The sequence below is a fragment of the Azotobacter beijerinckii genome, from assembly GCF_900110885.1.
Lineage (GTDB): Bacteria > Pseudomonadota > Gammaproteobacteria > Pseudomonadales > Pseudomonadaceae > Azotobacter > Azotobacter beijerinckii.
On record NZ_FOFJ01000013.1, the window covers coordinates 1 to 16,196 of the forward strand.

At 66.8% G+C, this 16,196-nt stretch carries 14 protein-coding genes and 1 pseudogene; 8 read left to right on the forward strand and 7 right to left on the reverse strand.

Annotated elements, in window-relative coordinates:
• From BMY22_RS24310 to BMY22_RS08770, 3 genes and pseudogenes are all read left to right on the forward strand, one after another.
• Positions 1-299: pseudogene (locus BMY22_RS24310) on the forward strand (IS4 family transposase); the annotation flags it as partial.
• Positions 296-661 (forward strand): ISAs1 family transposase, encoded by a 366-nt coding sequence (locus BMY22_RS08765; protein WP_143068475.1) that lies wholly within the window; start codon positions 296-298, stop codon positions 659-661. The pseudogene BMY22_RS24310 and the gene BMY22_RS08765, both read left to right, overlap by 4 nt.
• A gap of 271 nt (positions 662-932) precedes the next feature.
• On the forward strand, positions 933-1,274 hold the full coding sequence (locus BMY22_RS08770; RefSeq protein WP_090621254.1) for a zinc ribbon domain-containing protein YjdM: 342 nt from the start codon (positions 933-935) through the stop codon (positions 1,272-1,274).
• Between the two features lie 156 nt (positions 1,275-1,430).
• On the opposite strand, the gene BMY22_RS08775 is transcribed toward BMY22_RS08770, so the two are convergent.
• Positions 1,431-2,153, reverse strand: a complete 723-nt coding sequence (locus tag BMY22_RS08775; protein ID WP_090621255.1) for a DUF2076 domain-containing protein — start codon at positions 2,151-2,153, stop codon at positions 1,431-1,433.
• Between the two features lie 586 nt (positions 2,154-2,739).
• Here BMY22_RS08775 and BMY22_RS08780 point away from each other — a divergent pair.
• A complete protein-coding gene (locus BMY22_RS08780) occupies positions 2,740-4,443 on the forward strand; it encodes an AAA family ATPase (protein ID WP_175559797.1) in 1,704 nt (567 codons plus the stop codon).
• Between the two features lie 72 nt (positions 4,444-4,515).
• Complete coding sequence (locus tag BMY22_RS08785; RefSeq protein ID WP_090621258.1) at positions 4,516-4,911, forward strand: group II truncated hemoglobin; 396 nt, start codon at positions 4,516-4,518, stop codon at positions 4,909-4,911.
• 223 nt (positions 4,912-5,134) lie between these two features.
• On the opposite strand, the gene BMY22_RS08790 is transcribed toward BMY22_RS08785, so the two are convergent.
• The 4 genes from BMY22_RS08790 to BMY22_RS08805 form a co-directional block, all read right to left on the reverse strand.
• A complete protein-coding gene (locus BMY22_RS08790; protein ID WP_090621260.1) occupies positions 5,135-6,505 on the reverse strand; it encodes an MFS family transporter in 1,371 nt (456 codons plus the stop codon).
• Between the two features lie 245 nt (positions 6,506-6,750).
• Positions 6,751-8,085 carry a sigma-54-dependent transcriptional regulator gene (locus tag BMY22_RS08795; RefSeq protein WP_090621263.1) on the reverse strand — a complete coding sequence of 445 codons (1,335 nt, stop codon included), beginning with the start codon at positions 8,083-8,085 and terminating at the stop codon, positions 6,751-6,753.
• A 1-nt stretch (position 8,086) separates the two neighbouring features.
• Complete coding sequence (locus BMY22_RS08800; protein ID WP_090621264.1) at positions 8,087-9,871, reverse strand: ATP-binding protein; 1,785 nt, start codon at positions 9,869-9,871, stop codon at positions 8,087-8,089.
• Positions 9,872-9,875: 4 nt separating this feature from the next.
• Positions 9,876-13,940, reverse strand: a complete 4,065-nt coding sequence (locus tag BMY22_RS08805; protein ID WP_090621266.1) for a DEAD/DEAH box helicase — start codon at positions 13,938-13,940, stop codon at positions 9,876-9,878.
• Between the two features lie 210 nt (positions 13,941-14,150).
• Between BMY22_RS08805 and BMY22_RS08810 the strand changes: the two genes are divergently transcribed.
• Complete coding sequence (locus BMY22_RS08810; protein ID WP_090621268.1) at positions 14,151-14,501, forward strand: YajD family HNH nuclease; 351 nt, start codon at positions 14,151-14,153, stop codon at positions 14,499-14,501.
• 134 nt (positions 14,502-14,635) lie between these two features.
• Here the strand turns inward: BMY22_RS08810 and BMY22_RS08815 are convergent, their stop codons facing one another.
• Both BMY22_RS08815 and BMY22_RS08820 read right to left on the reverse strand, forming a co-directional pair.
• Positions 14,636-15,064, reverse strand: coding sequence for a universal stress protein (locus BMY22_RS08815; protein WP_090621270.1), 429 nt, complete (start codon positions 15,062-15,064; stop codon positions 14,636-14,638).
• A gap of 94 nt (positions 15,065-15,158) precedes the next feature.
• On the reverse strand, positions 15,159-15,395 hold the full coding sequence (locus BMY22_RS08820) for a DUF2789 domain-containing protein (protein ID WP_090621272.1): 237 nt from the start codon (positions 15,393-15,395) through the stop codon (positions 15,159-15,161).
• Positions 15,396-15,714: 319 nt separating this feature from the next.
• Here BMY22_RS08820 and BMY22_RS08825 point away from each other — a divergent pair, with 319 nt between their 5' ends.
• Positions 15,715-15,924 carry a cold-shock protein gene (locus tag BMY22_RS08825; RefSeq protein ID WP_090621273.1) on the forward strand — a complete coding sequence of 70 codons (210 nt, stop codon included), beginning with the start codon at positions 15,715-15,717 and terminating at the stop codon, positions 15,922-15,924.
• 81 nt (positions 15,925-16,005) lie between these two features.
• On the forward strand, positions 16,006-16,194 hold the full coding sequence (locus BMY22_RS08830; RefSeq protein ID WP_090621275.1) for a hypothetical protein: 189 nt from the start codon (positions 16,006-16,008) through the stop codon (positions 16,192-16,194).
• Positions 16,195-16,196: the final 2 nt, after the last annotated feature.

Here is a 16,196-nt window from a genome sequence, read left to right on the forward strand (position 1 = left end):
GGCTTCCCGAGGGCTGGGAGGCGTCCCCCTACCACCTGGCGGTGCAGGTCAGAAGCCGTTACGAGGGGATGCTCGTCGCGCTGGCGGTGGAGCACTGGCCCGCCTGGGCCGACGATTCGGCCAGCACACTGGCACAGCGCCTGTTGGCATTGGCACGACAGATCAAGCCCAGCCAGGTGGCGACCAGTAAGCGCGGCCCCAAGGTGGAAAAGCCCAAGGCCTGGGTCGATGCCGCGACGGCTCGCGCCCATGTCTCCACCGACCGCCTCATCAAGGCCTCGAAAAGTAAAAGACCTTGAAAGGGGTGGACCTGAAATCCTTTGCCGTCATCGAGTCCACGAGGCAGGTCAAGGATCTGCAAGCGACAGAATATCGCTGCCATATCAGCAGCTTGCCTGCCGACGCCCAGTGCCTGGCCCAAGCCATACGTGCGCACTGGAGCGTCGAGAACCCACTGCACGGGTGCATGGATGTCGCCTTCGCCGATGACCAGATGCGTGCCAGGACACAATACGCCGCACACAGCCTGGCCGTGCTCAAACAGCTCGTCCTCAACCTGTTTCGGCTCGACCCCACCGGCAAGAAGGGTGGCATCAAGACCCGCCGCCTGATTGCATCCACCTCCGATACCTATCGTGCTGCACTTCTCGGACTTGGGTAGCCTTCATGCAATTGTCCTGGCCCGCTTGCCGAGGGTCGTCGATCGAAACAAAGACTTCGGCCAGGCTCGGTCTGTCTGCTTGCTGCATCGCGTATCCCTTCTCGACAAAGAAAAGACACGCCACACCAAACCTGATCGGGCTGAAGCCGCTTGAAGCTACGGGCTCATCCGTTCATGCGATTGCCCTGGCTGCGGCAGGAGCGACTGCGCCACACCCTGCCAAAACCGATACAATCCCCGCCCTTTTCATCTCTGTACATGAGGACTCTTCATGAGCACCCTGCCGCCCTGCCCCAAATGCGCCTCCGAATACACCTACGAGGACGGCGATCAGCTGGTCTGCCCGGAATGCGCCCATGAGTGGTCCGCCACGGCGGTCGCCGCATCGACGGAAGGCGACCGGGTGATCAAGGACTCGGTCGGCAACGTCCTGCAGGACGGCGACACCGTCAGCGTGATCAAGGACCTGAAGGTCAAGGGATCGTCCCTGGTGGTGAAGGTCGGCACCAAGGTGAAGAACATCCGCCTGTGCGACGGCGATCACGACATCGACTGCAAGATCGACGGGATCGGCGCAATGAAGCTGAAGTCGGAGTTCGTGAAGAAGGCTTGAGGCCTGGAGATTGGAAGCACGCCGTCGGGACCGCTCCACCCAGAGATGGGGTCGGCCGTAGACCCGCACACGCCTGCGGCGGCATGCGGTCGAGACCGCCCCCACGAGAAGCGGGAACTGCCGGCGGCAGCTCCCGACGCCTGCCGAAAGAGCCGGTCAGACGAAGTCTTCGTCGTCCCCGCCGAAGAAGTCGTCACCCTCGCCACTGTCGGCAAAGTAGTCCTCTTGCGGCGCCAAGTTCTCTTCCGCGACCTGATGCTGCGGCTCCGGCGCAGCTACTGGCTCGTGGGCAGCCTCGGCCACCTTCGGCTCTTCGTCACCCTGGAACATATCCATCAGCACGTTGCCCAGCACCATGCCGCCAGCCACGCCGGCCGCGGTCTGCAGGGCCCCGGAGAGGAAGCCGCCGCCACCGCCGCCAGCCGGGGCCCCGAAGGCGCCGCGCTGGAAGCCCGGCTGCTGACCGAAACCACCTTGGCTACCGAAACCACCCTGGTTGCCGTAGCCGGGCTCGTTCCAGCCCGCAGCCGCCGGACGGGCCGCCGGCTGCGGACGAGCGACGGGCTGCGACTCGCTGCGGCCGCCGCCGAACAGCCCGGACAGGAAGCCGCCACCGCTCTGCTGGCGGGGGGCGTTCTCGACCTGCTGCTTGAGCTGCTCGATCTGCGCCTCCAGCTCCTTGACGCGACCGTCGAGCCGCTGGATGGCGTTCTCCTGGACGATGATCGCCTGGGCCATGTAGTAGGGAGCGGCCGGCTGACGGGCGATGTGCTCCCTGATCACCCCTTCGGCCTGCGGATCGCGGGGCGCGGATTGGCCTTCGGCATCGCGGAGGCGGGAAAACAGGCCATCGATCAGATTCTTCTCTTCAGACTGCATGGTTTTCTCTTGACTGGGTTGCCGATAGAAGATTGCATACCGGAAAGTATGCGTAACTTATATAAGGCCGGATACGGAAAAATCAAACGCACTGTGTATAGAATCTTTCCGGCACATCGAAACATACCGCTTCAACCTGTAAAAAAACGGTGAAATACAGGTTAAAAGCAGCGAATCCCACATGAACGTTCCTACCTGGAAAACATAGCGCAATACTGCGATTCGATCCGGTGAATGTCAAAGCCCAGCTATTACAAAAATTGTCTTCCAAACGGGCTGTATATATTTGTATTGAATATTTCGTCGCCGGCAATCCGTAACGGAAACAAATTGGCGCAGTTTCGAACTTGCAGGCCATATATGCGCTACGGCAATGCCCAGGCCGTGAAGCCGGCTCGGTGCCGCCGATGAAGGACGCCAGCGGGTCTGGCTCGCCCTCGGTTTGTCCCCTAGCCCACACAGGCGCAGCCCCGCTATGTAGAGAAACCTACAGAAAACCGAAAACTCACAATAAAAATCAATGACTTATCCAATGGCATGGAGCTTGCTGAATTGCTTGCTCCGTGATTACCAAGGCTGGTCCGGCATGAAACTTCTCATCGATCGACCCTACGTCGAGGCGTTGGTCAGCGAATTCCCCGAATTATCGGCGCTGACCCAGCAATTGAAATTCGGCAACAGGGCCGAAGTGGTCTTCGAGCAGCTGACGATGGCGCAGTTGGACGGTCTGCACCGGCTCTACCTGGCCGCAGGACCCGGCATGGAGCTGCGCGCGGCGCAGATCGCCACCCTGCGCCGCGCGGTGAGCGACGGCGGCGAGCGCTTTGGCGAACGCGACCTGGAGCGGATGGTGCCGGTGGTCGCCGAGTTCCTGATCCGCGGCGCGCTCCGCGGCTGGCTGTTCAAGATCAACATGGCCGGCAAGCCGCTCGCCTACCTGGTGTCGCGCATCGACTTCACCCCGCCGGGCGAGGAGGAAAGCGGGCGCATCCTGATCGAACTGAAGGCCAACTCCATGGCGCGGGTCACCTCGCAGACCCTGACCATCCTCGAGCGCGACATCGTCGGCCGGACCATCGCGGAAATCCTCATTGCCAAGGGCTTCCTCAAGGAAACCCCGGAGCTGATCACCGCCTACGACCACTCCACGGCGCGCTTCTTCGAGCACCGCGCCGACTACGGCCGGCAGTTCGCGGCCAGCGGCACCGGGATCTTCGCCGAGGACCCGACCGCCACCCACCGCAACACCGACTGGACCCGCAAAGAGCGGGTGGTGCTCTCCTCCAGCGGCGGCAGCGCGCGGCTGGTCAACGACGAGGAGATCCTCAAGGACCGCGCCCTGGTGCTCGACGCCAGCGGCGACGTGCTCGGCAAGTACCTGCGCAAGGCCGGGCGCAGCGTGAAGTACGACGAGCGCGTGGAGAAGGCCACCGAGGCGATGCGCAGCGATATCCCCGAGGGGGTGTTCGCCGAGCTGCCGGTACACGGCTACATCCTGATGTTCCACCTCGACCTGCACCACCACCTGTGGGTGCACGTCGACGACATGCTGCCCTACGTCTACCAGCCGGAACTCAAGGACAAGCTGATCCTGCCGCCGGAGCAGACCGACCTGATCGACATCCTCACCGCCGAGATGGACGTGCTGATGGACGACATCGTCGAGGGCAAGTCCGGCGGCACCACGGTGCTCTGCGCCGGCCCGCCCGGGGTGGGCAAGACGCTGACCGCCGAGGTCTACTCGGAGATCATCAAGCGCCCGCTGTACCGCGTGCACTCCGGCCAGCTCGGCCTGAACGTCGCGGAGATGGAGAAGACTCTCAAGGCCACCCTGACCCGCGCCCAGCGCTGGGGCGCAGTGATGCTGATCGACGAGGCCGACGTGTACATCAAGCGGCGCGACGACAACATCACCGCCAACGCGGTGGTCGGCGTGTTCCTGCGCGTGCTGGAGTACTTCAACGGGCTGCTGTTCCTCACCACCAACCGGGTCGACGACATCGACGAGGCGGTGGTGTCGCGCTGCATCGCGCTGATCAAGTACCACCCGCCCGGCCTGGAGGATCGCCGACGGATCTGGCAGGTGATGACCGAGCAGTTCGGTCTGAGCGTCGCCCCGGAACTCTGCGAGCGCCTGGCCGCCCTCTTTCCCGACGCCAGCGGCCGCGACATCAAGGGCCTGGCCAAGCTGGTGGCCAAGTACTGCCACCACAAGTCGGTGGCGCCGAGCCTCACGATGTTCGAGCGCTGCAGCATCTTCCGCGGCATGGACATGGGCGGGCACGCCTGAACGGTGTCCGCAATTCGGGTCAAGGCCGCCCGGCAGCCGGGCGGCAATCGGAAAATCCACGGAGCGCTCCGCATGATCAACGTCCTCACCCCCTATCAACTGCTCGGCGGCGAAGACGGCGTACGCCGGCTGTGCAACGCCTTCTACGACAACATGGAACGCCTGCCCGAGGCGCAGACTATCCGCCGCATGCATGGCGCGGACATCGGGCCGGTGCGCGAGAAACTCTTCGAGTACCTTTCCGGCTGGCTCGGCGGCCCCAAGCTGTACCTGGAGAAATACGGCACCGTGGCCATGGGCCCGGCGCACCGCCCCTTCGCCATCGGCCCGAAGGAGCGCGACCAGTGGATGCTGTGCCTGAACAAGGCGCTGGACGACATTGGCGCCAGCGAGACCGCCAAGGGACTGATCAAGGCGCCGATCTACGCCTTCGCCGACCACCTGCGCAACCGCGCGACCTCGGACTGAACCCTCCCCGCACAACCCGACCCCGGCGCAGCACAGCGCCACCGCCGGCCGCTCCCCGGGATCGGCAGATTTCCGCCGATGGCGGCAGGCACGCGACGCCCGGCAGGGGGCACGAAGGCAGCGGGAGAGAATCGAGCGGAGGGGAACAGCAGAGGCGCCCGGCCAGCGGCCGGAGCGACGCGTCCGCTCCGCCCTCGCCGGGCGGAACGGACGGTCGGGACGATCAGCGATCGTGGTGCAGGTAGGCTGCCTGCTTCGGCAGGCGCAGGCTGAAGAGGAAGGCAATCGCCAGCATGCCCGAGACGTACCAGTAGAAGGCTTCCTCGTGGCCGATGGACTTCAGGCCCAGCGCCACGTATTCGGCGGTGCCGCCGAACATCGCGTTGGCGATGGCGTAGGACAGACCGACGCCCAGGGCACGCACCTCCGGCGGAAACATCTCGGCCTTCACGATGCCACCGATCGAGGTGTAGAAGCTGATGATGGCCATGCCCAGGATGATCAACAGGCCGGCCATGACAGGGCTCCCTGCGGTCTTCAGGGTCATCAGGATCGGCAGGGTGCAAAGCGCACCCAGGGAGCTGAACCAGAGCATCGAGGCACGCCGGCCGATCCGGTCGGACAGGGAGCCGAACACTGGCTGCATCAGCATGTAGCAGAACAGCGCGAAGGTCATGATGCCGCTGGCGGTCTTGGCGTCCATGCCCACCGAGTTGACCAAGTACTTCTGCATGTAGGTGGTGAAGGTGTAGAACATCAGCGAGCCGCCGGCGGTGTAGCCGAGCACGGTGATGAAGGCAGCCTTGTGGTGCTTGAACAGGCCGGCCATGCTGCCCGCCTCCTTGCTCGCACGGGTCTCCGCCGTGGTGGTTTCCTCCAGGGAACGGCGCAGCAGCAGGGCAATCACCGCAGCAATGGCGCCGATCACGAACGGAATGCGCCAACCCCAAGCCTTCAGCTCGTCGGTGCTGAGCAGCTGCTGCAGAATCACCACCACCAGCACCGCGAGCAACTGGCCACCGATCAGGGTGACGTACTGGAACGAGGAGTAGAAGCCGCGCTTACCCTTGAGCGCCACCTCGCTCATGTAGGTGGCGGTGGTGCCGTACTCACCGCCGACCGAGAGCCCCTGGAACAGGCGGCAGAGCAGCAGCAGGGCCGGCGCCGCGACGCCGATGCTCTCGTAGGTCGGCAGGACGGCGATGGCTAAGGAGCCGGCGCACATCATCAGCACCGAGATCAGCATCGAGGTCTTGCGGCCGTGCTTGTCGGCGATCCGGCCGAACAGCCAGCCGCCGATCGGGCGCATCAGGAAGCCGGCGGCGAATACCCCGGCGGTGTTGAGCAGTTGGACGGTGGGATCGGCCGCCGGGAAGAAGGCCGGGGCAAAGTAGATGGCACAGAAGGCGTAGACGTAGAAGTCGAACCACTCCACCAGGTTGCCGGACGAGGCACCGACGATGGCGAAGATCCGCTGGCGGCGCTCGGCGGCCGTGTACACGGACTCCTGGGCGGTCGTGGACGGGGTCTCGTCAGGGCGGTTGGCGGCAAGGTCCGCAGGGGCGCACAGCTCGGGGCTGTTAGGGCTTGTCATTGTATTTCTCCGTTTCTTGTGGGCGTTCGGCCTGCGCGGCAACTGCCGCAGTTGGCAGAGGGCCGCTAGGCGCCGGAGCGGACAGTCGTCACACCGGGCACCAGAGCAACGAAGTATGCTTTAGCAGGATACAGGCCAAGGTGAAAGAAGGCTCTATCTTGCGGGTCTGCGCCCAAATATCAAACAGCCATCGGCGGATTTCAGCCGATTTTTGAAGACTGGTCGGCAATAATCCGCCGATACCATCACTCCTCGCCGGCGGGGAGGAAGTCGCCGCGGCTCAGTCCGTGGCGCTGCATCTTCTCGTTGAGGGTGCGCCGCGGCAGCTGCAGCAGCGCCATGACCTCGGCGATGTTGCCGCGGCACTGCTGCAAGGCCTGGCGCAGGCACTGCGCCTCGAAGGCTTCCAACTGCTCCCCCAGCGATTGCGGCGCCGCCGCGGCGCCCGCCCCGCCGCCCAGGCCGAGGGCGTGGCGTTCGGCGGCGTTGGCCAGTTCGCGCACGTTGCCCGGCCAGTCGCGGGTCAGCAGCCCGGTCAGTTCTGTGGCGCCGAGCGGGCGCGCTTCGCGGCCATGGCGCTCGGCCGCGGCCTGGGCGAAGTGCTCGAACAGCAGGGGAATGTCCTCGCGCCGCTCGCGCAGCGGCGGAATGTGCAGCTCGGCGACGTTGAGGCGGTACAGGAGGTCCTCGCGAAAGCGCCCGGCGCGCACCTCGGCGACCAGGTCCGGCTTGACCGCGCCGATCACCCGCAGGTCGACCGCGATGCTGCGGTTGGAGCCGAGCCGCTCCAGGCTCTTTTCCTGCAACACGCGCAGCAGCTTGGCCTGCTGTGCCAGCGGCAGGCTCTCCACTTCGTCGAGGAACAGGGTGCCGCCGGCGGCGTGCTCGATCCGCCCGATGCGCTTGCCCTGGGCGCCGGTGAAGGCGCCGCTCTCGTGGCCGAACAGCTCGCTCTCGAACAGTTGCTCGGGGATCGCCGCGCAGTTGACCGCGACGAAGGCTTTGTCGGCGCGCGGACCGAAAGCGTGCAGGCAACGCGCCACGCATTCCTTGCCGCTGCCGGTCTCGCCGCGGATCAGCACGCTCACCGAGGTCGGCGCCAGCTCGAGGATCTGCCGGCGCAACTCCTCCATCGCCCGCGACACGCCGAGCAGGCGACCCTCGATGCAGCCGCGCTGCGCCACCTGGCGGCGCAGCGCGCGGTTCTCGCAGACCAGCCGGCGCTTGTCCAGGGCGCGCTGCAGACTGCCGAGCAGGCGCTCGGGGGTGAAGGGCTTCTCGATGAAGTCGTAGGCCCCCTGCTGCAGCGCCGCCACCGCCATGGGCACGTCGCCGTGGCCGGTGACCATGATCACCGGCAGCTCGGCATCCAGCGCGCGGACGCGTTCGAGCAGGGCCAGGCCGTCCATGCCAGGCATCCGCACATCGCTGACCACCACCCCGGAAAAGTCGGCATCGAGCAACGCCAGCGCCTCCTCGGCACGGGCGCAGGTGCGCACCGAAAGGCCGGACAGCTCCAGCCACTGCTGCACCGCCTCGCGGATCGGCGCTTCGTCGTCGATGAAGAGAATCTGCTGCATTTCACGGCTCCTGCGGACTGGGCTGCAGTGTATCCGGCGACGCCGCGGCCGGCAGCCGGAGGGTGAACTGCGCCCCGCCTTCGGCGTTATGCACCTCCAGCTGGCCGCCCGACTCGCGGACGATGCCGTAGGACACCGCGAGCCCGAGGCCGAGCCCCTCGCCCACCGGCTTGGTGGTGAAGAACGGCTCGAAGACCCGCGACAGGTGCTCGGGGGCGATGCCGCCGCCGCTGTCGGCGACGCTCAGCAGCCAATCGCCGCCGTCCCGGCGCAGCGCGATGCGCAGCTCGCGGCGCTGGCGCCCGGCCATGGCGTCCAGCGCGTTGTGCAGCAGGTTGACCAGCACCTGTTCGAGGCGGATCGCGTTACCCTCGACCCAGGCCAGCGGCTCGCGCCGGCGCAGCACCTGCACGGCGTCCTGGCGGATCCGCGCCTCGAGCAGGAGCAGCGCGTGGTCGACCACGGTATCCGGCTGCAGGCGCTCGCGCAGGCCGCTCGGGGTGTCGCGGGCGAAGGTCTTGAGGTGCCCGGTGAGCGCCGCCATGCGGGTGAGCAGGCCGTCGATGCGCGCCAGGCAGGTGCGCATCGCCGCCGAATCGTTCTTCGCCAGCAGCAGGCCGAGACTGCCGAGCTGCATGCGCATGGCGGTCAGCGGCTGGTTGATCTCGTGGGCCAGGGCCGCCGACATCTGCCCGAGGGCGGCCATCTTCGCCGCCTGCACCAGCTCGTCCTGGGCCTGGTGCAGCGCCGCGGTGCGCTCCTCGACCAACCGCTCCAGCTCGGCCCGGCGGCGCAGCAGCAGGCGGCGGTTCTTCTGCCGCTGGCCAAGGAACAGGAAGAGGAACGCCAGCGCCAGCCAGATGCCGGCCGCCGCCAGGGCATAGCCGCGCACCGCACCGCCTGGGACGCGCGCCTCGCGCAGCAGCTGCAGGGTCCAGCCCTCGTCGGGGAGTGACTGGCTCAGGCGCAGGTAGTCGCGCCGACCGTCCGGGCTATCGATGCGCAGCAGCTCGGCACCGTCGTCGAGCTGTCGCAACGACTGCATCGCCAGCGGCTGCAGTTCGCGGACGCCATAGCGGCGGGCGTCGTCCAGATTGGCGCGCAGCTTCGCCGGCAGTCCCTGCAAAAGGCGGAAGCGCCAGGCCGGCCGGCTGGCAAGAATGACCACCTGATGCTGGTCGGTCACCAGCAGGGTACCCGGCTGCCCGGCCCAGTCACGCTGCAGGTCCTCCACCACCAGTTTGAGCACCAGCACGCCGAGGATGCGCTCATCGGCATCGCGCACCGCACGGGCAAGGAAGTAGCCGGGCACCCCAGTGGTCACGCCGACGCCGAAGTAGCGGGCACTGCCCTCGCGCAAGGCGCCCTGGAAATACGGGCGAAAGGCGTAGCTGCCGCCGACGAAGTTGCCCGGCTCCTGCCAGTTGCTGGCGGCGATAGTCCTGCCCTGCAGGTCGAGCAGAAAGATCACCCCGGCCCCCGCCTCCTGGTTGAGGCGCTGCAGGCGCCGGTTGAGTCGCTCGTGCGCCAGCGGATCGGCGCCCTCGCGTAGCAGCGCCTGGATCTCGGTGTCCAGGGCGAGGATCGCCGGCAACGCGCGAAAGCGCTCGACCAGGATGCGCAGCGACTGGGCATACAGCTCCAGCTGGCCGCGGGCCTCGATGGCGGTCTCGCTCCAGTGACGCCGCTCGGCATAGCGTCCGGCCAGCCAGACGCTGACCAACAGCCCGGCGAGGATCGTCAGAACCCCGAGCAGCACGCGCCGGCGGGCGGAGAGGAAAGGCACGGCCCTAGCCGCCGCGCAGCAGGCGCAGCAGCGCCTCGGCGTCGAGCTTGGCGCTGACTTCGCCGCCCTCCAGCAGGCTGTCGGCAAGGTCGCGCTTCTGCCCGTGCAGGGCGAGGATGCGCTCCTCGATGGTGTTCTCCGCCACCAGCCGGTAGATGGTCACCGGGCGCTGCTGGCCCATGCGGTGGGCACGGTCGCTGGCCTGGTCCTCCACCGCCGGGTTCCACCAGGGGTCGAGGTGGATCACGTAGTCGGCGGCGGTCAGGTTCAGACCGGTGCCGCCGGCCCGGAGGCTGATCAGGAAGATGTCGCCGTCGCCGCCCTGGAAGGCCTCCACCCGCGCCATGCGGTCCTTGGCCGGGGTCGAGCCGTCGAGGTACTGGTAACGGATGCCGCGCTCCTCGAGCCAGCCGCGGACGATGCTCAGGTGGTCGACGAACTGGCTGAACACCAGCGCCTTGTGGCGGCTGTCGAGCAGCTCCTCGACGATCTCGGCGAAGGCCGCCAGCTTGCTGCCGGGCAAGCCGCTGTCCGGCAGCACCAGGCTGGGGTGGCAGCAGAAGCGGCGCAACCGGGTGATTTCGGTGAGCACCCGCAGCGACTGGCTGCCCTCCTCGCCCGCCTGGCTCAAGGAGTCCAACGCCTGCTGGCGCATCGCCTCGTAGTGGTGGAGTTCGGCGTCGGAGAGCGGCACCCGGTAGACCACCTCGGTGCGCGCCGGCAGTTCGTCGAGCACCTGGCTCTTCAGGCGGCGCAGGATGAATGGCTGGATCAGTGCCTTGAGCGCCTTGCGGGCGACCTGGTCGCCGCGCTCGATGGGTCCGGCGAAGCGCTGGGCGAAGTGTTCGCGACTGCCGAGCAGACCGGGGTTGATGAAGCGGAACAGGTTCCACAACTCGCCCAGGTGGTTCTCCAGCGGCGTGCCGGTGGCGACCAGGCGGAAATCCGCCTGCAGCGCCATGGCCGCCTGGGAGCGCTTGCTGGCGGCGTTCTTGATCGCCTGCGCCTCGTCGAGCACCACGGTGGTCCAGTTCTGGCCGGCGAACGCCTCGGCATCCAGCTGCAGCAGACCGTAGCTGGCCACCACCAGGTCGCGCGGCCCCAACCCTTCCAAGCTGCGGGTCTCGCGGTAGGCATGCAGGCGCAGGGTGGGCGCGAAGCGGGTGGTCTCGGCCAGCCAGTTGGGCGTCACCGAGGTCGGCGCCACCACCAGCTGCGGGCCGGCGGCGGAACGGTGCAGCAAGAGGGTGAGGGTCTGCAGGGTCTTGCCCAGGCCCATGTCGTCGGCCAGGCAGGCGCCGACGCCCCACTTCGCCAGACGCGCCATCCAGTCGAAGCCTTCCAGCTGGTAGTCGCGCAGCTCGGCCTGCAGGGTGCTGGGCACCCGCGGGCGGTAGTCGCGCAGCGATTCGAGGCGGGCCAGATGGTCCTTCCAGGCGGCATCGGCCTCGAAGCTGCCCACCTCTTCGGCCAGCTCGGCGAGCAACGGCGCGGTCAGCGGATTGAGCCGCAGGCTCTCGTCGCCGTTGCGCTCGGCCAGCCGGCCCAATTCCTCCAGGCGCCGCCGCAGGCTGGCGCCGAGGGCCAGCCAGTCCTGCTCGCCGAGCCGTACGAAGCGTCCGGGGCTGGCCTGCAGCAGTTCGAGCAGCTGGCGCAGCTGCAGCACGCGGCCATCGTCGACGACCACCTCGCCCTCCAGCTCGAACCAGTCGCCGCTCTGGCGCAGGCGCAGTTGCAGCTGGCGCAGGCCGGGCTGGGCCTTGATGCGCATGCGTTCGCCCTCCGGCCAAACGCACTCGAGCAGCCCGGCGTCCAGCCCCTGCAGCTCGCTCAGCACCTGCAACGCGGCCTGCGGCTCGGCCAGTTGCCATTCGTGGCCGTCGCTGTCGGCCTCGGCCAGCGCCGGACAGGCCTGCAACACTTGTTTGAGCCCCTGGCGCTCGGCCGGCAGGTCGCGGACCGCCTGCAGCGGCCTGCCGTCCTGCTCGCCGAGCACGCTCTCCGCGCCCTGCCCCGGGCGGAACCAGCTGCCGCCGGCCAGCGGCCGCACCAGCAGCTGCAGGCGCAGGCCCTCCAGCAAGGGCAACAGGTGGGCGTACAGCTTGCCGTCGGCAGCCACCTTGTCGATGTTCACCGCCAGCTCCGGCAGGTCCGAGTGGATCGGCAACAGCGGCGCGATGCTGCCGATGGTTTCCATCAGTTGCGCCTTGGCCGACTGCGGCACGCTCAGCCCGCCGCCGAGGATGGCGGCGATCTGCTGCGCCTCGCGGCCGAGCGGATAGACCACCAGGCGGGTCGGGGTTTCCCGCTCGAGGAACAGCCCGTCGCATGCCGCGATCCCTTCGGGGGTCAGCGCCAAGTGGATCTGCGAGCCCCGCTGGCGCAGCTCCAGGGCCACGCTGCCGGCGACCAGATCGATGCGCACCTCCGGGGCGTCGCTCCAGAACAGCGCCGGATGGCCGACCAGATGCGGCAGGGCGCGCTCGCCGTCGAGCTGGTAGCGGACACCGTAATAATCGCTGTGCATCTGGATTTGCTGGATGACCCGGCGGTCCTGCTCCAGCAGGTAGTCGAAACTGTCGGTCTCCTCGAGCAGGCGCTTGAGCGCCACCGCCCGGCCCTTGCTCCACTGGCCCTTGGCACCGAGCTTCTGCTCGCGCGGCTCGACGCTCGGCACCTGCGCCGCAGCGCTGCCGATCATCCAGGCCAGGCGCTGGCTGCTCTGCGGCGCTACCGGGGCGGCGGAGCGGGAACCGGGGCGCAGCGCGGCCAGCGCGGCGAGGGCGTGCTCCCAGAGTTCCTGGCGGCGGTAGAGTTCGACCAGCGGGCGCAGCCCCTGGCGCCGGTGCCAATCCGTAGGAGGCAGGCCGAACTGCCGCCCGAGCAGGGCATCCAGCTCGGCCACCAGCCAATCGTAGCCCTCCCCGGCCAGCTCGGCGCGGAATTTCTGCAGGCGTCTCTGCCAGGCGGATGATGCCGGAGCGTCCATCCAGTACAGGGCGATCGCGGTCAGCAGGCCGTCGAACCCGTTCAGGGACTGCACCCAGCCGGCCGGATCGGCGCAGCGCGAACCCTTGCCCTGGAACTGTTCGAAGAGCTTCCCGAACGCCTCGTAGGCTCGGCCGAGACCCTTCTTCAACCCCAGCCCCAGCGCCTGGCGCAGCGCCGCATGCTGCTGGCTGTCGCCGCCGACCAGCAGGAGCAGGCAGTAGCACGCGTTGAGCGTGGCCGGCAGCTCGACCCGGCGCTTGCGGCTGCCGCGCTGGAGGCGGATGAACTCCTGGATCTGCTCCTGGGCCTGGGCGGACTCTCCGTGCAGCAGATTCCGGAAGACCCTGCCGAACGACGCCAGCTCGCCCTGGCCGAGGGCTTCGAGGCGCGGCCAGTCACCGCGCCAGAGCGACTGCAGGAACAGCTGTAGCGGCAGTTCGGCGGATTTCGTCTGGCCGCTATCGAGCAAGGCCAGGCCCTGCCGGTAGGCCTCCCCGGCCGCCAGCGGCCCGCCGTTGGCGCGGGTCAGGTAGTCCTCCAGCAGCACCTCGCGAACGCCCGGGACAAGTCGGGCGAAGAGTTGCCGACCGGTTTCGTCGGCCAGCAGCTGGCCGCAGGGATGCGGCAGCTCGCCTCGGTCCTGCTCCATGCCGAGCAACAACTGGGTCAGCTCCGGCACCTCCCCCGCCAACAGGGCCAGCCAGAGGCCTCGCCACAGGCTCACCGGAAGGGTGCCCGGGCCAGCAGCGTGCTCGATCAGCCCGGCGCGCAGTTTCGGCCACCACTGTGGCTCGCTCTGCAGCAGCAGCAGCACCTGGTTGCAGGCCGCCGGGTTCAACCTGAAGAAGCTGCGCTCGTCGCCACGCTCCAGCCAGTTCAGACGCTGCAGGGTTTCCAGCATCTCGCCCAGCACCACGCCGTCCATGGCGCGGCTGGCCGTGGCGCGCACACCGAGGCGCTTGAGCTGTTCGAGCAGCGAAGTCTTGTTCCTCGGGGTGGCCAGGAACAGCACGTAAAGCAGCGCCTTGTAGGCATCGGGAAGGCTGGCGAGGGTCGAGCGGACGGCAGAGCTGGTCATGGTGAACCCGGGAGCGGCGATGCAAAGGATTGGCGGAATCTTAGCAAGCTAACTCGTCTAGCTGGCGAGAGGCCGGCAGCGGCATGATGAAGCACCCGCGCGTCCTGTGGACAATCGTACGGTTGCCCCCCTGGGCCCGATACCCGTAGTCTCGCGAACTATGCGTTCACCCGTCCCATCACCAGGAACCAGCAGTCAGGCAAACCCACCATGAGCACGAACAAGACCAACGTCCCCTATTCCCAGCGCGAACAGGGCTACCGGGAAAAGGCCCTGAAGATGTATCCCTGGGTCTGCGGCCGCTGCGCCCGGGAGTTTTCCGGCAAGCGCCTCAGCGAGCTGACGGTCCACCACAAGGACCACAACCACGACAACAACCCCGAAGACGGCTCGAACTGGGAACTGCTCTGCCTGTACTGCCACGACAACGAGCACTCCCGCTATACCGACAGCCAGTACCAGACCGCCCCCCGCCCCGGCGCCGACCTGGGTCCGAAGACCACCTTCAAGGGCCTCGCCGGACTGGGCGACCTGCTCAAGAACGGCAACAAGCAGGACTGAAACGGACGGGGCGGGAAACAGCCGCAGGCCTTTCCCGCCCGAAATCCGGGGGAGAGCGTGGAAAATCGCCGTGCTCCCCCTCACCGCCCCCTCCAAACAACCGGTTACCCGTTGTTACCGGAGGCAGCCGGCCGTCACTTGACCAGCAACACGGGTACCGAAACCTCGTGCACCACCCGCGTGGCGACCGAACCCATGACCAGGTTGGAGAAGTTGCTCATGCCCCGCGTCCCCATCACCACGGTGTCGCAGTCGAGCGCCAGGACCGCCTTGGCGATCTCCCCCACCGTTTCGCCCAGTTGCTCGTGGGCGGCGACCTTGAGGTCATAGTCCTTGAGAAACTCGAGCCCCTTCGCATTGATCCTGCGCCCATGCTCCTGGGCTGCGCCGACCAAGGTTTCCAGCATGGGGCCGGCGACGTAGTCGCCGTACATGATCGGATGCCCCTGCACGTTCAGCAGATGCACCTCCAGATCCGGCAACTGCTTCGCCAGATCCACAAGATAGAGCAAGGCGCGCTTGGCGCTTTCGGAACCGTCGAACGGAACAAGTACTTTCTTCATGGGCTGCACACTCGTTGTGCCTGATGGACGAAAAGACCCTCTGGGGCCTGGCGCAGCCGCCGCTCCGCAGCCGGCTGCGACCGGGAAACTTCGCTCAGTGCCTGGGATGCAGGCGCTCGTTGAGTTCGTCGACGACCGGCGCCCAGTCGGCATCGTCGAGCATTTCCTCCTTCAGCAACGCAGCCTGGGCAGGCGTCCAGAAAGGAGCTTCGGACACCTTGACCCCATCGGGCAGCATGTGGCTTCCGATGAAGGCATCGATGCTGGCGGGATCGGATTTCAGACCCAGCTGATCGAACAGCGTGGACAGACTGTGGATGGACATTTCCATCTTCCTTTCCTCCTCTGTTGCGTTTGTGGGAGCTCGTACCGCCTTTTTAACCATAGCGGAAAATCCACTGGCGAACGCTTGACCCAGGACAGCCCGGACCTTCGCCGGAAAGGATCGAGGCACGCCACCCATCGAACGGCCGGAGAAAAGGCTAGGTGATTCAGCGCCGAGGGAGTAGAGTAGTCCCTACTGTGCTGCATGCGTCACCGCGAAACGATCCGCTTGAATTCAGATCCGGTCCTTTTTCGATTTCTCTTTGCACTCAGTCAACGCCCGAGCCACTCGGCCCGGCATTCAACTTTGTCCAAGGAGACAACACATGTCCACTCGCCAAACTGGCACCGTCAAGTGGTTCAACGATGAAAAAGGCTTCGGCTTCATCACCCCGGAAAGCGGTCCCGATCTGTTCGTTCACTACCGCTCCATCCAGAGCGCCGGCTTCAAAAGCCTGCAGGAAGGCCAGCAGGTCTCCTTCGTGGCAGTGAAAGGCCAGAAAGGCATGCAAGCGGACGAAGTGCAAGTGATCTGATCACTTACGCTGTCCAAGAAACCGGCCCTCGGGCCGGTTTTTTCATTTTGGGCGATCCGCCCTTCCAGAGGAGAAGCGGTCATGGTCATGCGGGTTGCAGGATCGAACAGGAAAGCCAAGCCGGAACCGGCCCACGAAACCCACGAATCCCTCGATGCACTGGTTTCCGCCTTTCTCCAGGACGGCGGCGAGATTCGGCAGATCGCCATCGGCGTCAGCGGCCAGATCGCCGCGCCCCCCAGCCGGCACATCAAGCTCGGCAAGAAGTAGCC

Bases quoted from the DNA above. Each gene is read 5' to 3' on its own strand.
- BMY22_RS08805 (WP_090621266.1), bottom strand. From the start codon at position 13,940: ATGACCAGCTCTGCCGTCCGCTCGACCCTCGCCAGCCTTCCCGATGCC.
- BMY22_RS08770 (WP_090621254.1), top strand. From the start codon at position 933: ATGAGCACCCTGCCGCCCTGCCCCAAATGCGCCTCCGAATACACCTAC.
- BMY22_RS08780 (WP_175559797.1), top strand. From the start codon at position 2,740: ATGAAACTTCTCATCGATCGACCCTACGTCGAGGCGTTGGTCAGCGAA.
- BMY22_RS08830 (WP_090621275.1), top strand. From the start codon at position 16,006: ATGGTCATGCGGGTTGCAGGATCGAACAGGAAAGCCAAGCCGGAACCG.
- BMY22_RS08785 (WP_090621258.1), top strand. From the start codon at position 4,516: ATGATCAACGTCCTCACCCCCTATCAACTGCTCGGCGGCGAAGACGGC.
- BMY22_RS08810 (WP_090621268.1), top strand. From the start codon at position 14,151: ATGAGCACGAACAAGACCAACGTCCCCTATTCCCAGCGCGAACAGGGC.
- BMY22_RS08790 (WP_090621260.1), bottom strand. From the start codon at position 6,505: ATGACAAGCCCTAACAGCCCCGAGCTGTGCGCCCCTGCGGACCTTGCC.
- BMY22_RS08820 (WP_090621272.1), bottom strand. From the start codon at position 15,395: ATGGAAATGTCCATCCACAGTCTGTCCACGCTGTTCGATCAGCTGGGT.
- BMY22_RS08815 (WP_090621270.1), bottom strand. From the start codon at position 15,064: ATGAAGAAAGTACTTGTTCCGTTCGACGGTTCCGAAAGCGCCAAGCGC.
- BMY22_RS08775 (WP_090621255.1), bottom strand. From the start codon at position 2,153: ATGCAGTCTGAAGAGAAGAATCTGATCGATGGCCTGTTTTCCCGCCTC.
- BMY22_RS08795 (WP_090621263.1), bottom strand. From the start codon at position 8,085: ATGCAGCAGATTCTCTTCATCGACGACGAAGCGCCGATCCGCGAGGCG.
- BMY22_RS08825 (WP_090621273.1), top strand. From the start codon at position 15,715: ATGTCCACTCGCCAAACTGGCACCGTCAAGTGGTTCAACGATGAAAAA.